This window comes from Carboxydothermus hydrogenoformans Z-2901 (assembly GCF_000012865.1).
GTDB classification, from domain to species: Bacteria; Bacillota; Z-2901; order Carboxydothermales; family Carboxydothermaceae; genus Carboxydothermus; species Carboxydothermus hydrogenoformans.
In genome coordinates, this window is the sequence record NC_007503.1 from 1,280,572 (window position 1) to 1,300,320 (window position 19,749).

The following is a 19,749-nucleotide window of genomic DNA, read 5'->3' on the forward strand; positions in this document are numbered from 1 at the left end:
TATTAGGTTTCCAATTGCTATTTTATGAAAAGAAGGGAAACTTAATTTTTTTGCCTTTTTTTAACTGTTTCTCCATACCACCAAATTGTTTCATCAATTTCTTCATCTGTTCAAATTGCTTTAACAACCGGTTAACCTCTTGAATCGAAGTTCCGCTACCTTTAGCAATACGCTTTTTTCGGCTACCATCAATAATTTCCGGCTTTCTTCTTTCTTCGGGAGTCATGGAATAAATAATAGCTTCGATGTGTTTTAGCTCTTTTTCATCAACCATCCCCGCAATATCTTTTACTTTACCCATCCCAGGAATCATTCCCAGTAATTGCTCTAACGGCCCCATCTTCTTTATTTGCTGCATGGAATCCAAAAAATCTTCCAAATCAAACTCCCTGCTTTTTAATTTTTCCTGCATTTTCTGGGCTTTTTCTGCATCTAAGGCTTCTTTAGCTTTTTCAATCAGGGTTAAAACGTCACCCATACCCAAAATACGGGAAGCCATTCGATCTGGATAAAAAGGCTCCAAGTTTTCAATTTTTTCACCCATTCCCGCAAACTTAATCGGGCATCCGGTTACAGCCTTAACCGATAAGGCTGCACCCCCTTTAGTATCCCCATCTAATTTGGTAAGAATCACCCCGGTTAAACCTAACTCATCGTTGAAACTTTTTGCCACATTTACCGCATCCTGACCGGTCATGGCGTCCACAACCAACAGTATCTCGTGGGGATGAACCACATCCTTGATTTTCTTTAGTTCATCCATCAATTCTTCATTGATGTGCAAGCGTCCTGCAGTATCAATTATGACGTAATTTTTTAAGTTTGACTTGGCAAAATTAATCGAAGCTTTGGCAATATCTACCGGTGACTGCTCTCCCATCGTAAATACCGGCACGTCAATGGTATCACCTAAAACCTGGAGCTGTTTGATTGCCGCTGGGCGGTAAACGTCCGCAGCTACTAAAAGCGGTTTCTTCCCCTGTTTTTTTAATAAATAGGCTAACTTGGCAGCGGTAGTAGTCTTACCGGCCCCCTGCAAGCCCACAAGCATAATAATTGTTGGAGGCGAACCGGCATCATTTAATTTTGCATTGGTTTTTCCCATTAAATTTATTAATTCTTCATGAACAATTTTTATTACCTGCTGCCCCGGGGTTAAACTTTCCAGTACTTCATGACCAACTGCTTTTTCTTTTACTTTAGCAATAAAATCTTTGACTACCTGAAAATTAACATCAGCTTCCAAAAGAGCTATCCGCACTTCCCTGAGTGCCAGGTTAACATCTTCTTCGGTTAATCTTCCCTTACCTTTTAGCTTTTTAAAAACTTCCTGAAGTTTATTTGACAGGTTTTCAAAAACCATTTCATCCGCTCCCGCTAATCAAATAAATTTTTAATTTCTTCAAAATAAGGTAATAAAAGTTTATAGTTATCTTCACCCAGTAACTCTTGCATTTTCATTAGGATATTATTATACCGGGCTATTTTTTGTTCATTTTTTCTTAATAAACCGAGTTTTTCTTCAAAAATGTTTAACTGCCGTATAGCCCGCTGTAAAATGTCATAAACTCCCTGCCGGCTTATTTTTAAATACTCGGCAATTTCCGCTAAAGACCAATTTTCGATATAATAAAGTTCAAGAATTTCCCGTTGTTTTTCGGTCAATAAACCTCCATAAAGTTCTAACAAGCTTCCGTTTCGGGCAAATTCATCAATCATTTTTTCACCTGTCAAGTATTTAACCTTTACAGTAGTATTTTATTTATATATACTTAAATTGTCAAGGAAAAAAGAAGGAGGCAAGAAAATGGAACTTATTACCTTGGAGCAAGCTTTAACCTTAACCCGTCAGGATATCCGGGACCTCTACCGTGAGTACGTTAACGAAAGTTTAGCAACCCTTTTAAGTTTATTGGAATTTGATAAACAGTTTGTTAAAGCTAAGGGAACAAAAGTTTGGGACAATGAGGGAAATATTTATCTCGACTTTTTAGGAGGTTATGGTAGCTTAAACTTCGGTCACAATCCAGAGGAAATCTGGGAAGCGGTAAAAATGGTGGAAGAACTGCCCAATCTTTTGCAGGCCTCGATAGGTCAGTTAATTGGAGCAGCTGCCTACAATTTAGCAAAAATAACTCCTGGTAATTTAAAGCGGGTATTTTTTGGTAATTCTGGAGCAGAAGCTGTGGAAGGAGCGCTGAAGCTCGCCAGAATTTATACCGGACGTCCGGGCATTGTTTATGCTCACAATTCTTTTCACGGAAAATCTTTTGGCGCCCTTTCCGTTACCGGTAGGCAAAAGTACCAAACACCTTTTACCCCCCTCTTACCCGAATGCTATCCCGTAACATACGGAGATTTAGACGAATTGGAGAATATCTTAAAATCCAAACCCATCGCAGCCTTTATTGTAGAACCAATTCAAGGTGAGGGTGGCGTTGTTGTTCCTCCGCAAGGCTATTTAAAAAATGCCTTAGAACTTTGCCATAAATACGGAGCACTGTTAATAGTGGATGAAATCCAAACCGGTTTTGGTAGAACTGGTAAAGTCTTTGCGGTAGAATATGACGAAATTGTCCCCGATATCATGTGTGTGGCTAAATCCCTGGGCGGTGGAGTTATGCCTGTGGGTGCGTATATAACCACTGATACTATCTGGAAAAAAGCTTACGGTTCCACCGATAAAGCAACCCTGCATACTTCTACTTTTGGGGGAAATACTAAGGCAATGGCAGCAGTGATCAAAGCAATTGAGCTTTTAGTGAAGTGGGATTTAGCAAAAAAAGCCAAAGAACTTGGGGATTACTTATTGAGCCAGTTAAGTTCACTGCAAACCTCCTATCCCCTGATTAAAGAAGTCCGAGGTAAAGGTCTTTTAATTGGGCTCGAATTCAACGAACCCCAGGGCTTATTAAATAAAATTCCCGGGCTAACAAATCTCGCCCGGGAGTATACCGGCAGCTTTGTCGCTGGACTGTTAATGAATAAGCACAGGATTATTACCGCATATACCCTGAATAATCCTAATGTAATTCGCTTAGAACCACCCCTTATTGTAGAAAAAGAAGAATTGGACAGGTTAATCTATGCTTTAAAGGATATTTTTGAAAGCCACAGTAGTTTTTTAGGGGTAGCATCGGCCAACCTTAAAACGGTTATCGGCTCCCTTTTTAAGAGATAACTTGTAAAATGAAAAACTTCAAATAATACGTTTCGGGTGAGGAGAGGAGCATCGGGTGATCTTTAGCTTGCCGCCGGGCTTCAATAATCCTCACTCTTTTTTTGGCATCAAACGCCGCCTCAGAAATCACATTCCAGAATAAATCTTCGGTTAAATGATACGAACAGGAACTGGTGACTAAAATACCCCCCTCATTTAAAAGCTTCAAAGCCCTTAGATTTATCTCTTTATAACCCCTTATGGCCCCAGGTAAAGCTTCTTTACTTTTGGTAAAGGCAGGAGGGTCTAAAATTACAATATCGAAATTTGCTCTATTCTTTTCCAGTTCGCGCAGGTAGTCAAAACAGTTCGCCTCGATAAAGAAAATTTTATCCTGAAATCCGTTTAATACAGCATTTTCCTGGGCCCGGGTTATCGCCTCGGAAGAAATATCTACCCCAATTACTTCTTTTGCTCCAAACCCGGCAGCATAAACGGAAAAAGCTCCCGTATGACAAAAACAATCCAGTACTTTTTTTCCATGGAAAAAAGGTTTTAAAGCTAAACGATTTTCTCTCTGGTCCAAAAAATAACCGGTTTTATGACCTTCTTTTATATTCACCGAAAATTTAAAGCCATTTTCGTTAATTACCACCAGTTCCGGTACTTCGCCAGCTAAGAGTCCGGTTGCAAGGGGTAATCCCTCCTTGGTCCGCACCGGAACATCGCTTCTTTCATAAATACCCCTGGGTTTTATAACTTCCATTAAGGCCTCAACAATTAACGGTTTTAATTTTTCAATACCATAAGTTAAACTCTGCAACACCAAGTAATCTCCAAAACGGTCCACAATTAAACCGGGAATTTGATCGGCTTCTCCGTATATCAAACGGTAAGCATCGGTATTGGAAACTACCGAGGAACGATACTGATAAGCTTTAATTATTTTCTTTTTAATCCAGTCATAGTTTATCTCTTCGTCGTGAAAAGACATTATTCTTACCGCAATTTGAGAGTTACTATTATAATAACCAATTCCTACAAAACGGTTATTATGGTCCAAAACACGAACTAATTCCCCCGGAGAATACGGGTATTGAGCGGCTAATTCGGTTTTATAAATCCAGGGATGGCCTCTGTAAACCCGATGGTTTCTCCCTTTTGTTAGACGTACCGTTTGCACTTTATCTACCCCGCAACTAATTTTAATCCGCGTTTATTTGCTTCAAATTTAATTTTTTCCTCATCAAGGCGTGTTAGCTGTCTCTTTTCCATGATAATTTCCCCATCGACAATTACCGTGTCCACATCGGCTCCTTTGGCCGAATAAGCAATTAAGTTAAAAATGTTGTGTCTGGGATAAAAATTGGTTTCATTGGTATTAAGCAAAATTATATCGGCTTTATATCCTTCCTTAAGTAATCCAACTTCCGTTAACCCCAGGGCTCTGGCACCCAAACTCGTTGCCATTGCGATAGAGGTTTTGGCGTTTAAAGCTTCTGGATTCATGCTGCTTACTTTTTGTAAGTAAGAAGCCGCACGTAATTCTTCAATCATGTCCAGGTCATTGTTACTTGCAGCCCCATCGGTGCCCAATCCTACTAAGACCCCGGCTTCTAACATTTTTGCCACCGGAGCAATTCCCGATGCTAATTTCATGTTGCTTTGGGGGTTATGAATGGCACCGACTTGATAACGTTTGAGAATCTGAATTTCCTCGTCATCGACATGTACTAAATGGGCACCTATGGTTTTTACCTCAAATAAGCCTAAGCTTTCTAAATGTCTGACCGGCGTTGTTCCATATCTTTCCTTGATAATACTTATTTCATCTAAAGTTTCGCTAATATGGATGTTTATCGGAACATTTAATCTTTTTGCTTCCCAAATTACATCCTTTAAAAATTCTGGAGGACAGGTATAGGGAGCATGAGGTGCCAATGCGGTAGTTATCCGACCATTTGCCTTCCCCTGCCACTTTTCAATAAAATCTATACTTTCCTTAAGTCCCTTTTCGCCGTTTTCCGGATCTAAAGCAACCATGCCACGGCTTAATATAGCCCGAATACCGCTTTGTTCAACAGCATGAGCAACTTCATCCATGAAAAAGTACATGTCGCAAAATGTAGTAGTTCCGCTCTTAATCATTTCCACTATTCCCAGGAGACTTCCCCAGTAAACATCTTCGCCGGTTAAGCGGCTTTCACTGGGCCAAATAACATTATTTAACCAGTCCATTAAAGGAAGGTCATCGGATGCTCCCCGAAATAAGGTCATGGCTACATGCGTATGACCATTAATTAAACCCGGTAAAGCTACTTTATTGCTACCGTCAATTATTTTTAAGTTCTCTTTATCATTTACCTCAATATCAACACCAATTTTCGAAATCTTGTTTCCTTCAATTAAAATATCGTTTTCAACCGCTGCAAACTTATTTAAGTCTAAAACCGTAGTATTTTTTATTAGGATTGTCAATTCATTCACCATCCCCGGTCAAAAAAGTTTTTTTAGATAATTAATTTCTTCCGAACTTAAAGTATGTGGGTTACGTACCTTTAATGCCGCTAAGTATATTTCTGCACATTTTTCTACAATTCGACAAAGGTTAAAGCAGACATCAAGATTTTCTCCCATGGTAATAAGACCATTGTTGGCCAGCAAAAAAGCATTATTGGCAAAAGCTTTTTCCTTTATTTCTAACAAATAACTTTCAGAATCAATATAAACCGATTTAAGTAAAGGCACGTCTTTTCCAATAGACCGTACCATTTCCGGCAAAATAACCGGCAATGGTTCATGTAATACCGAAAGTGCAGTACAGTGTACGGGGTGAGCGTGAATGATAGCACGGACATCCGGACGAACGTTATAAATTTGCCGGTGGAGTTTTAAATTAAACTTTGCTTGATTTTCTCCCTCTAAAATATTCCCCTCCATATCCACAATTAAGACATCAAAGGTACTTAAGCAAGCCATATCGGGAGTAAGGGGAGTAATTACTACCACTTTCTCTTCCGGTATATACACACTCAAACTACCCCAGTTATAAAACATTAACCCGTACTGGCAAAGTTTTTGCGTTGTTCTAACTATCTTTTCCTTTAATTTTTCAACACTTAACTTCATTTAAACCCCTTCTCTTTAACCAAATAAATATTCTTTTTGGTCATCGGTTAACTTGTCTATTTCGATATTAAGCGATTTTAATTTATATAGAGCAACTTTTTCATCAAGTTCGTTTGGTAAATTATAAACTTTAGGTAATAATTCATCATGTTTTTCCAAAAGATACAAAACCGCCAAGAGCTGTAATGAAAAAGAAAGATCTATAATTTCCGCCGGATGCCCTTGTCCCGCAGCCAAGTTTACCAAACGGCCTTCGGCAATAACGTTAAGCTGCCGGCCATCAGGGAGGATATAACCGGTTACCTTTGGCCTCACTTCGCGGATTTCCACTGCCATAGCTTTTAACTCATCGAGGTTGATTTCCACATTAAAATGACCGGCATTGGCAAGAATTGCACCGTTTTTCATTACTTCAAAATGTCTTCCCCGGAACACATCTTTGCAACCGGTAACTGTTATAAAGATATCTCCTATTTTAGCAGCGGTCAGCGAATCAGTAACTTCAAAACCATCCATATAGGCTTCTAAAGCACGAATGGGATTAACCTCTGTAACAATCACCCGCGCACCAAGTCCCCGGGCTTTTTGTGCTACACCTTTACCACACCAGCCGTACCCTGCAACCACAAGATTCTTTCCAGCAATTAATAAATTGGTAGTAGCCATGAGGGCCGTAAGAGATGATTCCCCGGTACCATAACGATTATCAAACATATGCTTGGTTAAAGCATCATTTACCGCAATCATTGGAAATTTCAAGGCATTCTTTTTTTCCAGAATCCGCAAACGATGGACGCCCGTAGTTGTTTCTTCCGCACCACCAATTACGTTTAGCGCCAAATCCGGGCGAACATGATGTAAGATGTGAACCAGGTCTCCTCCGTCATCAATAATAATATCGGGCTTAATTTCTAAAGCTTTTATTAAATGTTCTTCGTACTCCGAAGGCGTAGCCCCATGCCAGGCAAAAACTTCTAAACCCTCTTCAACCAAGGCAGCAGCAATCTCATCCTGGGTTGAAAGTGGATTTGAGCCGGTCACGGCAACTTCTGCTCCAAGATCTCGCAAAATTAATGCAAGGTAAGCAGTTTTTGCCTCCAAATGGATACTCATCGTAATCTTTTTTCCGGACAAGGGTTTTTCCCCAAGCAATTCATTTTTTAAATAATTTAAAACCGGCATGTAATTTTTGACCCAATTAATTTTTTGCTGCCCTAAAGGAGCAAGCTTTCTATCCCTAATAATGCTCATAAAATTCTCCCCATTCCCCTGTTTTTTATTTCCCTAACTGACTTTGACCACTTACTGCCCTCTGACACCAGCAGTTCCGGTCGGGATCAAGGTTCTCAATAGTTTTAGCAATAAGGTTCTTTAATTGTTCACTTTTAGCGGTCATCATTTCCACAACTTCTTCATGGGTTAAAGGATTAGGTGAAATACCAGCAGCATAGTTGGTCACTAAGGAAATTGAAGCATAACACATTTCGGCTTCCCTTGCTAACACAACTTCCGGAACGCTGGTCATTCCCACAAGGTCTCCACCTAATTTTGCAAACATTTTTATTTCCGCTGCCGTTTCAAAACGCGGGCCTTCGGTACAAACATAGGTACCCGCAGGATGTACGGTATATCCCAACTCTTTCGCAGCGTTATAAATAATTTTTCGCAATTCCGGGCAATATGGTTCGGTGACATCGGTATGAATTACGCCTCGTTCGCCCCCATCATAAAAGGTATAAATGCGGTTTTTCGTAAAATCAAGAAACTGGTCAATTAAAACAAAATCACCACCTTTCATATTTAAATTCAACGAACCAACGGCAGTCGTTGCAATAATTTGCTTAACTCCCAGCGTTTTCAACCCCCAGATATTGGCCCGGTAATTAATAAGGTGGGGTGGAACCGTATGGCCAGCTCCATGGCGTGGAAGAAATGCCACCCTTTTACCTGAAAGTTCGCCTATCGTAACTTCAATATCGCCATAAGGCGTAGCTACTTTTTCTCTGGAAAGATTATTTAACATCTTCGGGTCATAAACACCGGTACCACCAATTACTGCAATTTTTACAGACATTGGAATTCCTCCCTGCGGTTTATTTTTTAAGATGAAAATAACGCTTCAACAAATTCTTGGGGGTCAAAGGGTCTTAAATCATCCATTTTTTCCCCAACCCCAATAAATTTTATTGGAATTTGATAACTACTTTTAATCCCTATAATTACACCGCCTTTAGCTGTTCCATCCAGTTTTGTTAAAACCAACCCGGTCAAATCCAGGGCTTTATTAAAATACTCCACTTGACTTAAAGCATTCTGTCCGGTAGTGGCATCCAAAACTAATAAAACTTCATCAGGAGCCCCCGGTAACTCCCTTTCTATTACTCTTTTTACTTTTCTTAGTTCTTCCATTAAGTTTGTTTTTGTATGAAGCCTACCAGCGGTATCAATAATTAATACATCTATTTTTCGGGCAATGGCCGCCTTAACTGCATCAAAAGCCACCGCTGCCGGGTCCGAACCTTCTTTTTGTTTTATCACCGGACATCCTACTTTATTACCCCAGATTTCCAATTGCTCTATGGCAGCAGCCCTAAAAGTATCGCCAGCTGCTAACAATACCTGCTTTCCTTGTTGCTTGAAGTAGTAAGCTAATTTCCCGATAGTGGTAGTTTTACCTACACCATTTACCCCTACTACCAATATTACCAGGGGCGTTCTTGGGACATTCTTCAGTTTATTGTCTCCCGCTTCTAAAATTTTTAAGATTTCTTCTTTTAACACCTGCTTTAATTGCTCACTATCGGTAATCCGTCGTTCTCTTGCCGTTTTTCTTAGCTTTTCCACCAGCTCAAGACTTGGTTTAACACCCACGTCACCTTCAATCAATATTTCTTCCAGTTTTTCAAAAAGCTCCTCATCGACCGTCGACTTTTTGAAGACATCCTCAATTTTAGCTACGATGTTTTGCTTGGTTTTTATTAAACTCTCTTTTAAACGGTCAAAAAATCCCAAACTTCCTCACCTGCCATTACATTATCTTTTTTCTTACCCTGCTTTAATATTTTCCATGGGAAGCGAAAGAACTTTGGAACATCCATCTTGCATGCTAATGCCAATTAACTTTGCACAGACTTCCATACTTCCCCGCCGGTGGGTGATAAGGATCACCTGGTTTCTTTCCCCAATTTTTTTTAAGTAAGCAGCAAAACGCTGAACATTTGCTTCATCTAAAGCGGCATCAATTTCATCCAAAACGCAAAAAGGTGACGGTTTTAGATTAAACAGGGCAAAAAGCAAGGCTATTGAGGCCAGAGCCCTTTCGCCACCGGAAAGAAGCCCCAAAGGTTGGCGCTTTTTCCCTGGAAGCTCCACAATAATCTCAATTCCCTCTTTTTGATCTTCTCCAACAACTTTTTCTAAGGCAGCACGTCCTCCCCCAAATAGCTCTTTAAATACTAAGTCATACTCTTCGTTAAGTAACTTTAAAAACTCGTTAAACCTTTGCTCCATTTCTTCGGTTAATTGGCTTAAAAGTTTTTCTAATTGTTCTTTAGCCTCATTAAGATCATTTCTTTGCTGATTTAAAAAATTAATGCGTTCTTCCAATCGCTTAACTTCATCAATTACAAAAAGATTTACCGGGCCCAACCCCTGAATTTGATTGTAAAGCTCTTCAATTTCCCTTTCCTCAATATAAACCGGTTCTAATTTTAATACTTCCTCATCTCCCAACACTATATCGTATTTTTCATTCAATAACAACTTTAACCTGTTGATTTCCTGTAAAAGGTTGCGCTGTTCCGTTTCTAAACGCGAAATCTCGGCAAAATGTTTTTGTATTAGTTTTTGGGTTTTTGTCAGAGTCGTTTGCATTTCCGAAAGTTTATCCTTTAACTCCTCATGCTTATTTTTAACAGTTTCAAAATATTTTTTACTCACAGAAAGTAAATCCCCATGGGCCGCTATCTTGCGCTCTAAAGTTAAAAAATCTTTTTTAAGATTTAAAATTTTATTTTTAAACTCTAAGGCTTTTTTAGCACTGACCTTCTGTCTTTCAAAGAGTTCTTTTTTTTGGAGACTTTTTTCATTTATAAGGTTAAAAATATTTTCCAGCGCCTTTTCTAATTGAACCTGCTGTAACGTTAGTTCTTGATAGTAATTTTGATTTTCATATATTAAATCATTGATTCTGGATATTTCCTTTTCAAGAAAAGCAATCTTTTCCTCTAATTTTTTCTTAAGAGAAATAATATTGTTGATTTGTTGTTCCCTATTTTCTTTTTCCACTAACAAATTTTTCTTTTCCCTATTATTTTTATCTAACTGCCCTTTTAGCTCAATTAACCTACTTTCTATTAAATTCCTTTTATCTTTGATATTTTGTTCTTTTAAATCGGCCTCAGTTAGCTGGGCTTCTATGTCACTCAGCTTTTCTCCAGTTAATTTTATTGTTGCGTCAATATCCTCCTGTTTTTTTAAAAATGCACTTAATGCCTCTTCCACTTCATTATTCTTTTGTAAAAGCTCATCAACTTGCTTTTGAAGTAACTTTATTTCATTTTTTCTTTGTAAAACCGAGACAGTTTGATTAAAACTACCACCAATAATAATTCCACCAGGGAGCAGCAATTCTCCCTCAAGACTCACTACTTTATAACGATGTTTGGTCTTTTTCGCAATGATTAAGCAGGATTGATAATCCTTTCCTACCAGAACTTTACCTAAAAGGCTTTCGTAAGCTTTAGAAAGCTCCTGGGGAAACGAAATTAAATCAAGGGCAGTACCTATAAAACCATCACTATCCGTTAAATTGCTGAAGTCACCTTTTAAACTTTCCGTTTCCAGCAAATCAAGGGCCAAAAAGGTTATTCTGCCGAGATTTTTTAATTTTAAATATCTTATAATACCTTCTAAATCCCGAGAACTTTTCACAATAACATTTTTTATCCCCGCACCCAAAGCAGTTTCAACCGCTAATCGATATCTTTCATCAACTTCTAAAAACTCCCCAACAGTTCCTATGATATTATCCGGATTAGGCAGTAAGCCACTTTTTTTTGCCTCAAATAAATTTTTTACGTCTTTTCCGTAACCTTCATAACTCTCTTCAAGCTTAGTTAATATTTGTAAGCGGGTAATATTTTCATTATATTTTTTTTCCAAAACCCTTTTTTCGTTTTGCAGGATTAAAATATTTTTGGCTAATAAATTCAATTCTTCTTCCAGTTTCTTTCGTTTATTTTTTAACACTTCCCGCTTTCTCAGATTTTCCTTTTTAAAATCGTTTAAGCTTCTCAGAGTATTTTCTATTTCACCAATTTCTCTATTTAGTTCATATATATCTTTTTCAATCTTTAAAGAATCGTTAGTTAACCTTGTTAAGGAGTCAGAAATAAAATTAATTTCATTCCTTAACGACACTTCACGAAAATTTAACTCAAATTGTTCATCTTTACAATTTTCCAAGCTCTTCTTTAATTCCAAAAGTTTCTCTTCGTTTATCCCAAGCTTTTGCTTCTGCACTTTAAGATTTCCGATAATCTCCCTTTCTTTGGCTTTTAAATCCTTTACTTGTCTTTGGTACGAATTTAATTCTTGATTTATTTCAACAAGTTTCCTGCCATTTGCTTTAATCTGTTCTTTTAAGCTTTTAAGCTCCAACCAGAGGCGATTTTCTTCTTCTTGTTGATATTTTTTGACGTTGTCAAGTTTCTCTAAACAGCTTTCTAAATTTAAAACAATTTTCTGCAGGTTATCAGAAAAAAGACCTAACTTTCCTTCCTCGGAAAGAATCTTTGCAAAACTTGCTTCCAGGCGGTTAACCTGGTCCTGATTCTTTTCAATAAGATTATGTAACAGGGTGATTTTTTCTTCGTTTTCCCGAACTTTATCCAGTAAATTTTTTATTTTTATTCCATAATAATTTTTAGCTTTAAAGGTAAGTTTTTCTTTTAATGTTAAATACGTTTTTGCTTTAATAACATCCTGTTCTTTAGCCTGTAATTGGTTAGTTAACTCGTTGGTCAGGTCATTAAGCCTGGTAATCCCGTTCTGAGTTTCCAACAGCTTTTTCTTCGCTTCCAACTCCCGCATCCGAAAGCGGTTAATTCCTGCAGCCTCTTCCAGATAGCTTCTTTTTTCTTCCGGTGACGAAAACAGAATCTCATCCACCTGGCCCTGACCGATAATGGCATAGCCATGCTTCCCAAGCCCAGTATCCACCAATAACTCATGAATGTCTTTAAGTCGGCAGGGAGATTTATTTATGTAAAATTCACTTTCTCCCGAACGAAAAAAGCGCCGCGTAATTGCTATCTCAGCGTAAGGCAAGGGAAAATGCTTATTACTGTTGTCTAAAATTAATGTTACCTCAGCCATTCCTACCGGTTTTCTTCCCTGCGAACCGGTAAAGATTACATCCTGCTGTCGCTCAGAACGTAAAATCTTTGTTTTTGTTTCTCCCAAAGCCCAGCGAATTGCTTCCGCAACGTTACTTTTACCGCTACCGTTTGGTCCCACGATACCCGTTATCGAAGGTTCAAAAGTTATTTCCGTTTTTTCCGCAAAGGATTTAAAACCCTGGATAACTACTTTTTTTAACACATCAAACCTCCTTCTCGTTTTTTAAAAGCTCCAGGGCCTTTTTAGCGGCTTCCTGTTCAGCTTCTTTTTTTGATTTTCCCCTACCCGTAGCAATCAGCTTATCGTTAATAATAACTCCAGCGGTAAAAATTTTTTGGTGGGGAGGACCTTCTTCCAGTAAAATTTCGTACCGCAAAACGTTATTTTTTTCTTTCTGCAATAGTTCTTGCAAAGTGGTTTTTTCATCTTTGGGTAATTGTTCAAGGTTTTCTGGCTTTAGTTTTTCTCCGTAAAGCCTGGTAATAAAACTAAAGGCAGCTTCGATTCCACAATCAAAATAAACTGCTCCAATTACTGCTTCTACTGCATTAGCTAAATTCGACATCCTTTGGTTTCCTCCTGCTTTAAATTCACCTTTTCCCAGACGCAAAAATTTATCGAGATTAATTTTAAAAGCAAGCTCGTATAACGATTCAGCACAAACCAGGCGGGAACGTAGTTTTGTTAAGTCTCCCTCACTTTTTTGGGGAAAGGTTCGAAATAAATAATCACTAATAAAAAGCTCCAAAACTGCATCTCCCAAAAATTCAAGCCGTTCGTTATGCTCTATACCCTCTTCGGGATGTTCAAAAGCATAAGAAGGATGGGTTATGGCAGAAAGTAAAATACTGGGGTTATTAAAATTAAACCCCAGAATTTTTTCCAAGGATATTAAATTCTCTTTATCCATGATATCACCCGTTAAATTTTTTTACAATTAAACTTACATTATGACCGCCAAATCCCAATGAGTTAGAAAGGGCAGCTTTTACCACCGTATCCCGACCGGTATTGGGAACATAATCAAGATCTAATCCTTCCTCCGGTTCATCGCAATTTAAAGTAGGGGGAACTTGATTGAAAAATACTGCCAAAATCGAATAAATGGTTTCTATCCCCCCGGCCGCTCCTAACAAATGCCCCGTCATCGACTTCGTTGAGCTTACCATCAGCTTGTAAGCATGATCACCAAAAACCTTTTTTATTGCTAAAGTTTCTACTTTGTCATTTAATGGCGTCGAAGTCCCGTGAGCATTAATGTAATCGATATCTTCGGGATTTAACCGGGCATCTTTCAGGGCTAACTCCATTGCTCGGGCGGCACCTTTTCCTTCAGGATCAGGAGCGGTGATATGGTATGCATCGCTCGTAACGCCATACCCCACAATCTCTCCATAAATCCGTGCTCCGCGGGCCAGGGCATGTTCCAAAGTCTCTAATATCAAAATTCCGGCACCTTCACCCATAACAAACCCGTCCCGGTCTTTATCAAAAGGCCGGGAAGCTTTTTCCGGCTCGTCATTTCTCGTAGACATAGCTTTCATAGAACAAAACCCGGCAAAAGAGAGAGGAGTTATCGCTGCTTCCGCACCACCGGCAATGGCAACATCAACCTCGCCCCTTTGCAAACAGCGAAAAGCATCCCCCACCGCATTAGCTCCCGAAGCACACGCTGAAACAATCGTTTCATTGGGGCCGGTTAAGCCAAAGGTAATTGCTATCTGCCCCCCAGCCATGTTGGCAATCATCATAGGTACAAAAAAAGGACTGACTCGGTCTGGCCCCTTCTCCCGTAAAATAGCAGCCTGCTCCTCCAGAGTTTTTATCCCACCAATTCCACTTCCAATAAATATTCCTGCTCTTTCAGGATTAATTTTACTGAGCTCAAGCCCCGCATCTTCGATTGCCAATTTAGTTGCCGCAACAGCAAACTGAGTAAAACGGTCCATGCGCCGGGCTTCTTTTTTATCAATAAATTTTAAAGGGTCAAAATCCCTAACTTCAGCAGCAATACGGGTTGCAAAGCCAGTGGTATCAAAGGAACTTACTTCTCTAACCCCCGATACTCCTTTCATTAAGTTATCCCAATTTTCTTTAATCCCAATACCAAGCGGGGAAATTAGACCCAAACCAGTAACTACAACCCTTTTCATTTTTTCACCTCTTTTAAAAAAGTCCCGGGAAACAATTCCGCGGGACTTTAAATTTAAACTCTCTCCTGAATATAGTTAACAGCATCCCCAACGGTGCGAATTTTTTCCGCATCTTCATCGGGTATCTCTAATTCAAACTCTTCTTCAAAAGCCATAATTAACTCCACAATGTCCAATGAATCCGCTCCAAGGTCGTCAATAAACGATGCTTCCATAGTAACTTCATCTTCTTCGACTCCTAATTGATCCACGATTATTTTTTTAACCCGCTCAAACACTCCTGCCATAAATTCACCTCCTTCCTACATCACCATTCCGCCATCCACAACAATTGTTTGCCCAGTTATATAGCCTGCGCCTTCACTTGCCAGAAACAACACCGCCGCCGCCACATCATCGGGGGTACCCAGTCTTTCTGCAGGGATGGCGTTAAGCAAAGCTTCTTTTACTTTTTCGTCTAATTTCTCGGTCATATCTGTTTTTATGTACCCGGGCGCAACGGCATTAACGGTTATTCCCCTGCTGGCAAGTTCCAAGGCCACGGCTTTGGTAAAGCCGATAATAGCGGCTTTACTTGCAGCATAATTGGCTTGACCGGCATTTCCTTTAATGCCAACCACCGAACTGATATTAATGATTCTTCCAAACCGCTGTTTTAGCATTATTTTGGCAGCTTCGCGGGTTACAAGAAATGTTGAATATAAATTTGTTTTTATAACGGAGTCAAAGTCGTCATATGACATGCGTAAAAGAAGTTTATCTTTGGTAATACCCGCATTATTTACAACAATATCAATTTTGCCAAAAGTCGTTACTAATTCCTTAAAAATTCTCTCAACTTCTTCTTTTTGGCTGACATCACCTTTTACAAGAAGAACTTCTGCACCCTTACTTTCTAACTCCTCTTTTAACTGGCTGGCCAGCAAATCGTTATGAGCATAGTTTATTCCAACTTTTGCTCCTGCCAGAGCAAATCTTTCGGCTATTTTACGTCCGATACCGCGGCTTGCCCCAGTAACCAGGACAACTTTACCGCTAAAATTCATTTTATCCAACCTCCCCGGGGTTATCAAGTAAAAACCGCAAACTTTCAAGATTATTTACACTAAAAGTGGCAACCGGGACTATGCGCTTAATTAAGTTAGTTAATACCTTGCCAGGACCTATTTCAATAAATTTCGTAACTTCGACCTTAACCATTTCCAGCACCGACTGCTCCCATAAAACCGGAGAAGCCATTTGCTTAGATAGTAAATCCTTTATTTTCACAGGATCAGTTAAGATTTCAGCGGTAACATTACTGATAACCGGTACTTTAGGAGGTAAAAACTCAACCTTTTCTAAGTACTCCTGAAACTTTAACGCGGCAGCCCTCATCAGGGACGAATGAAAAGGTGCTGAAACCGGAAGTTCTACAATCTTTCGAGCCCCCACTTCCTTTAATTGGGTTTTTGTAAGCTCTTTTATTTTACTTTCACCGGCCAATACGTACTGGCCCCCACCGTTAAAGTTCACGATTTCCATGATACCATATTCCTGGAGTTTTTTTACCGTAGCCACAAGTTCTTCTTTTTCTATGCCCATAACCGCAAGCATTACCCCTTGCCCCAAAGGAACAGCTTCCTGCATCAGTTTTCCCCTGACATGTACAAGTCTAACTGCATCGGCAAAATTTATTACTCCGGCAGCGGTAAGGGCAGTAAACTCTCCTAAACTATGACCGCCATAAATTTTAGCTTTTATTCCCTTTTCTTCTAAAGTTACATACAGAGCATAGCTTAAAGTTAAGATTGCCGGCTGGGTATTTTCGGTTTTATTGAGTTCCTCTTCGGGTCCTTCAAAAATAATTTTAGTTAAGTCATAACCTAAAATTTCATTGGCTAAATTAAAGTATTTTCGTACCACTGGTAGTTCATCATATAAATCTTTGCCCATACCAACATACTGGGAACCTTGACCTGGAAAAACAAAAGCAGTTTTACTCATCGAATTCCCTCACAATCCTTTTCATTATTTCTCTCGCCTCATGCATAATTTCTTCAATAATTTCCTTAACCGGTTTTATTTCTTTTATTAATCCGGCAATTTGTCCCGCCATCAGTGAACCTTCTTCTATATCCCCTTCCTGCATGCATCGCCTCAAACTTCCCGCACCAAGTTTTTCAAGTTCCTCGGGAGGAGCTCCTTTTTGTTCTAACTCCAAAAAACGCCGGGCAAGCTTATTTTTTATGACCCGCACAGGATGACCGGTCGAAGCCCCGGTGATAACCGTATCTCTGTCGCCGGCTTTAATTACCGCTTCTTTCACTGCTGGATGAATTTCCGTTTCTTCCGCACAAAGAAAACGGGTTCCAATTTGTACCGCTTGGGCTCCTAAGGCTAAAGCAGCAACCAATCCCCGACCATCAGCAATTCCACCGGCTGCAACTACCGGAATCGAAACATTATCTACAACTTGCGGTACAAGGGCCATGGTGGTAAGTTCTCCTATATGTCCCCCCGATTCATGGCCCTCAGCTATCACCGCATCTACTCCCGTTTTTTCCAGGCGCTTTGCCAAGGCCACCGAAGCCACCACTGGAATTATTTTTACGTTATTTTCCTTGAGTTTTTTTATATACTTGCCGGGATTGCCAGCACCGGTAGTTATCACCGGAACCTTTTCTTCAATGATTACTTCCATAACTTCATCTACATGGGGAGAAAGCAACATTACATTCACCCCAAAGGGTTTATCGGTAAGGTTTTTTACCTTCCGAACCTCCGCTAAAACCCATTCCGCCGGCGCATTACCCGCACCTATAATCCCAAGGCCACCGGCATTGGAAACCGCTGCTGCTAAGCGCGCAGTTGCCACCCAGGCCATTCCCCCCTGGATAATGGGATACTTTATCTTTAAAAGTTCCGTAATCTTCGTCTTCAATTTATCGCCCCCCCTAATATTCCATAATTAAACCGCCCCAGGCAAGCCCCGCTCCAAAACCACTGAGTAAGAGCTTATCACCTTTCTTTAGTTTTCCCGCATGAATAGCTTCATCCAATGCTATTGGTATAGACGCCGCCGAGGTATTTCCGTAAAGCTCGATATTAATAAAGGTCTTTTCAATATCTAAAGCTAAACGTTCCAAAGAGTTAACAATTATTCGACGATTGGCTTGGTGAAATAAATATAAATCAATATCGTCCGGTTGTAATTTGGCTTTTTCAAGTAAACCGTTTACCGACTCTTCAATTTTCTTTACAGCAAATTTAAAAACTTCACTTCCATTCATTTTAATAAAATGGAGCCTTTTTTCGACAGTTTCTGCTGATGCTGGAAGTTTAGACCCACCAGCAGGCAATTTTAATAGCTCAGCACCACTTCCGTCGGCTCCAAGTTCAAAGGCCAAAATCCCCGCTTTTTGAGGATTTACACCCAATATCACAGCACCTGCACCATCACCAAATAAAACAGCGGTACTTCTATCCTGCCAGTCAACTATTGCTGAAAGCTTTTCAGCGCCCACTACAAGTACCTTTTGGGGATACAGCACTTTAGTATATAAAGCTCCGGTAACTAAAGCATAAATAAACCCAGTGCAACCAATAGACAAATCAAAAGCCCCGGCATTGGTAGCCCCAATCTTTTCCTGCAACTGGGCCGCCGTTGCGGGAAAAATCATATCCGGAGTAGCGGTAGCCACAATTATTAAACCAATTTCCCCTGGTTCGATTTTTGCCTTCTGTATTGCCTTTTCTGAAGCATAGTATGCCATTGATAGGGTAGTTTCTTCCGGGGAGGCAATACGCCTTTCCCTGATTCCAGTTCGGGTTACTATCCATTCATCGGTAGTATCCAATCTTGACTCAAGCTCTTTGTTCGTTAAAACCTTTTCTGGCACATAATACCCTGTTCCTAAAATTTCAATGCCTTCAATCCTTCCAGACATTAAAATCCCCCTTTATCAATTCAGCTAAAAAACCGGATTCAACGGTCTTTGTCATTACTTTTAAACCATTGCGTACCGCCAGTCGCCGGGAGCGCCCGTGGGCAATAAAAACTATCCCGTTTACCCCCAAAAGCGGAGCACCGCCATATTCTGCATAATCAAGACGCTTTTTTATTTTTTGTAAAGACTCTCTTAAAATAAATCCCCCAAGACTCCCCCTTAAACCGGTAAAAACCTCATTTTTCAAAAGAACAAAAATACTTTCTGCCAGTCCTTCTCCAGTTTTAAGAACGATATTACCAACAAACCCATCGGCAACAATTATGTCCGCCACACCTCTAAAAATGTCCTTCCCTTCAATATTCCCTATAAAGCCAGAAATTTTTTCCTTTAAAATGGGAAAGGTCTTTTTTATCAGGTCATTACCTTTTCCTTCTTCTTCTCCGTTACTTAACAACGCCACCCGAGGATTTTTTATTTGGTACGCAGTTTTTAAATAAACCTGGGCCATGACCGCAAATTGAAAAAGGTTTTCAGGTTTGACATCAACGTTGGCACCAGCATCAATTAAAAACGTCTGCCCGGTCAGGGTGGGCAGCGGGGTAATAATTGCCGGTCGATCAATTCCGTTAATCTTACCCAAGCATAGCACCGCCGAAGCCATCACCGCTCCGGTATTGCCGGCAGAGAAAAAACCCTGAGCTACTCCTTCCCTTACTAATTGAAGACCTTTCCATACCGAGCTTTCCTTTTTCTTTATCGCAACTGTTGGTTTTTCTTCCATCGTTACAACTTCGTCGGCATTTATTATTTCAATATAACCAAGGGATTTTCCTTTTTTTGTTAATTCCTTTTTTATTTCATTTTCCCGGCCAACCAAGACAATTTTCTCTCCGGTTTCTTCAACAAAATCCTGGACCCCTAAAACTATTTCCCGGGGAGCATAATCTCCCCCCATGGCGTCAACCACTAACAA

General features: G+C 39.8%; 18 protein-coding genes. 1 reads left to right on the forward strand and 17 read right to left on the reverse strand.

All coding sequences use genetic code 11. The features are described from left to right. Positions 1–22: 22 nt before the first annotated feature. Positions 23–1,363, reverse strand: a complete 1,341-nt coding sequence (ffh, locus tag CHY_RS06680) for a signal recognition particle protein (RefSeq protein WP_011344341.1) — start codon at positions 1,361–1,363, stop codon at positions 23–25. A gap of 14 nt (positions 1,364–1,377) precedes the next feature. Beyond that, positions 1,378–1,719, reverse strand: coding sequence for a YlxM family DNA-binding protein (ylxM, locus tag CHY_RS06685; RefSeq protein ID WP_011344342.1), 342 nt, complete (start codon positions 1,717–1,719; stop codon positions 1,378–1,380). 88 nt (positions 1,720–1,807) lie between these two features. Between ylxM and CHY_RS06690 the strand changes: the two genes are divergently transcribed. Further along, entirely contained in the window at positions 1,808–3,181 is a 1,374-nt protein-coding gene (locus CHY_RS06690; protein ID WP_011344343.1) for an aspartate aminotransferase family protein, read from the forward strand. Here CHY_RS06690 and CHY_RS06695 read toward each other — a convergent pair. From CHY_RS06695 to plsX, 15 genes are read right to left on the reverse strand one after another with little or no spacing between them, the layout of a single operon-like run. Further along, positions 3,171–4,343: a class I SAM-dependent rRNA methyltransferase gene (locus CHY_RS06695; protein ID WP_011344344.1), complete on the reverse strand. Its 1,173-nt coding sequence runs from the start codon at positions 4,341–4,343 to the stop codon at positions 3,171–3,173. The genes CHY_RS06690 and CHY_RS06695 overlap by 11 nt on opposite strands. Before the next feature lie 5 nt (positions 4,344–4,348). Then, a complete protein-coding gene (locus CHY_RS06700) occupies positions 4,349–5,650 on the reverse strand; it encodes an amidohydrolase (RefSeq protein WP_011344345.1) in 1,302 nt (433 codons plus the stop codon). Positions 5,651–5,656: 6 nt separating this feature from the next. Beyond that, complete coding sequence (locus CHY_RS06705; RefSeq protein ID WP_011344346.1) at positions 5,657–6,289, reverse strand: class II aldolase/adducin family protein; 633 nt, start codon at positions 6,287–6,289, stop codon at positions 5,657–5,659. Between the two features lie 15 nt (positions 6,290–6,304). After that, on the reverse strand, positions 6,305–7,540 hold the full coding sequence (locus CHY_RS06710) for an adenosylhomocysteinase (protein ID WP_011344347.1): 1,236 nt from the start codon (positions 7,538–7,540) through the stop codon (positions 6,305–6,307). Between the two features lie 25 nt (positions 7,541–7,565). Further along, on the reverse strand, positions 7,566–8,363 hold the full coding sequence (gene mtnP, locus CHY_RS06715; RefSeq protein WP_011344348.1) for an S-methyl-5'-thioadenosine phosphorylase: 798 nt from the start codon (positions 8,361–8,363) through the stop codon (positions 7,566–7,568). 26 nt (positions 8,364–8,389) lie between these two features. After that, on the reverse strand, positions 8,390–9,301 hold the full coding sequence (gene ftsY, locus CHY_RS06720; RefSeq protein ID WP_011344349.1) for a signal recognition particle-docking protein FtsY: 912 nt from the start codon (positions 9,299–9,301) through the stop codon (positions 8,390–8,392). A 33-nt stretch (positions 9,302–9,334) separates the two neighbouring features. Beyond that, positions 9,335–12,892, reverse strand: coding sequence for a chromosome segregation protein SMC (gene smc, locus CHY_RS06725; RefSeq protein ID WP_011344350.1), 3,558 nt, complete (start codon positions 12,890–12,892; stop codon positions 9,335–9,337). 1 nt (position 12,893) lies between these two features. After that, complete coding sequence (gene rnc, locus CHY_RS06730) at positions 12,894–13,601, reverse strand: ribonuclease III (protein WP_011344351.1); 708 nt, start codon at positions 13,599–13,601, stop codon at positions 12,894–12,896. 4 nt (positions 13,602–13,605) lie between these two features. Further along, positions 13,606–14,844, reverse strand: a complete 1,239-nt coding sequence (fabF, locus tag CHY_RS06735) for a beta-ketoacyl-ACP synthase II (RefSeq protein ID WP_011344352.1) — start codon at positions 14,842–14,844, stop codon at positions 13,606–13,608. A gap of 53 nt (positions 14,845–14,897) precedes the next feature. Then, a complete protein-coding gene (locus tag CHY_RS06740; protein ID WP_011344353.1) occupies positions 14,898–15,131 on the reverse strand; it encodes an acyl carrier protein in 234 nt (77 codons plus the stop codon). A 15-nt stretch (positions 15,132–15,146) separates the two neighbouring features. Next, on the reverse strand, positions 15,147–15,890 hold the full coding sequence (gene fabG, locus CHY_RS06745; protein ID WP_011344354.1) for a 3-oxoacyl-[acyl-carrier-protein] reductase: 744 nt from the start codon (positions 15,888–15,890) through the stop codon (positions 15,147–15,149). 1 nt (position 15,891) lies between these two features. Further along, a complete protein-coding gene (gene fabD / locus CHY_RS06750) occupies positions 15,892–16,830 on the reverse strand; it encodes an ACP S-malonyltransferase (RefSeq protein ID WP_011344355.1) in 939 nt (312 codons plus the stop codon). Continuing rightward, positions 16,823–17,767, reverse strand: coding sequence for an enoyl-[acyl-carrier-protein] reductase FabK (gene fabK / locus CHY_RS06755; protein ID WP_011344356.1), 945 nt, complete (start codon positions 17,765–17,767; stop codon positions 16,823–16,825). The genes fabD and fabK overlap by 8 nt, the downstream gene beginning before the upstream one ends. 13 nt (positions 17,768–17,780) lie before the next feature. After that, a complete protein-coding gene (locus CHY_RS06760) occupies positions 17,781–18,773 on the reverse strand; it encodes a beta-ketoacyl-ACP synthase III (protein WP_011344357.1) in 993 nt (330 codons plus the stop codon). Continuing rightward, entirely contained in the window at positions 18,757–19,743 is a 987-nt protein-coding gene (gene plsX / locus CHY_RS06765) for a phosphate acyltransferase PlsX (RefSeq protein WP_226986744.1), read from the reverse strand. The genes CHY_RS06760 and plsX overlap by 17 nt, the downstream gene beginning before the upstream one ends. Between the last annotated feature and the right edge of the window lie 6 nt (positions 19,744–19,749).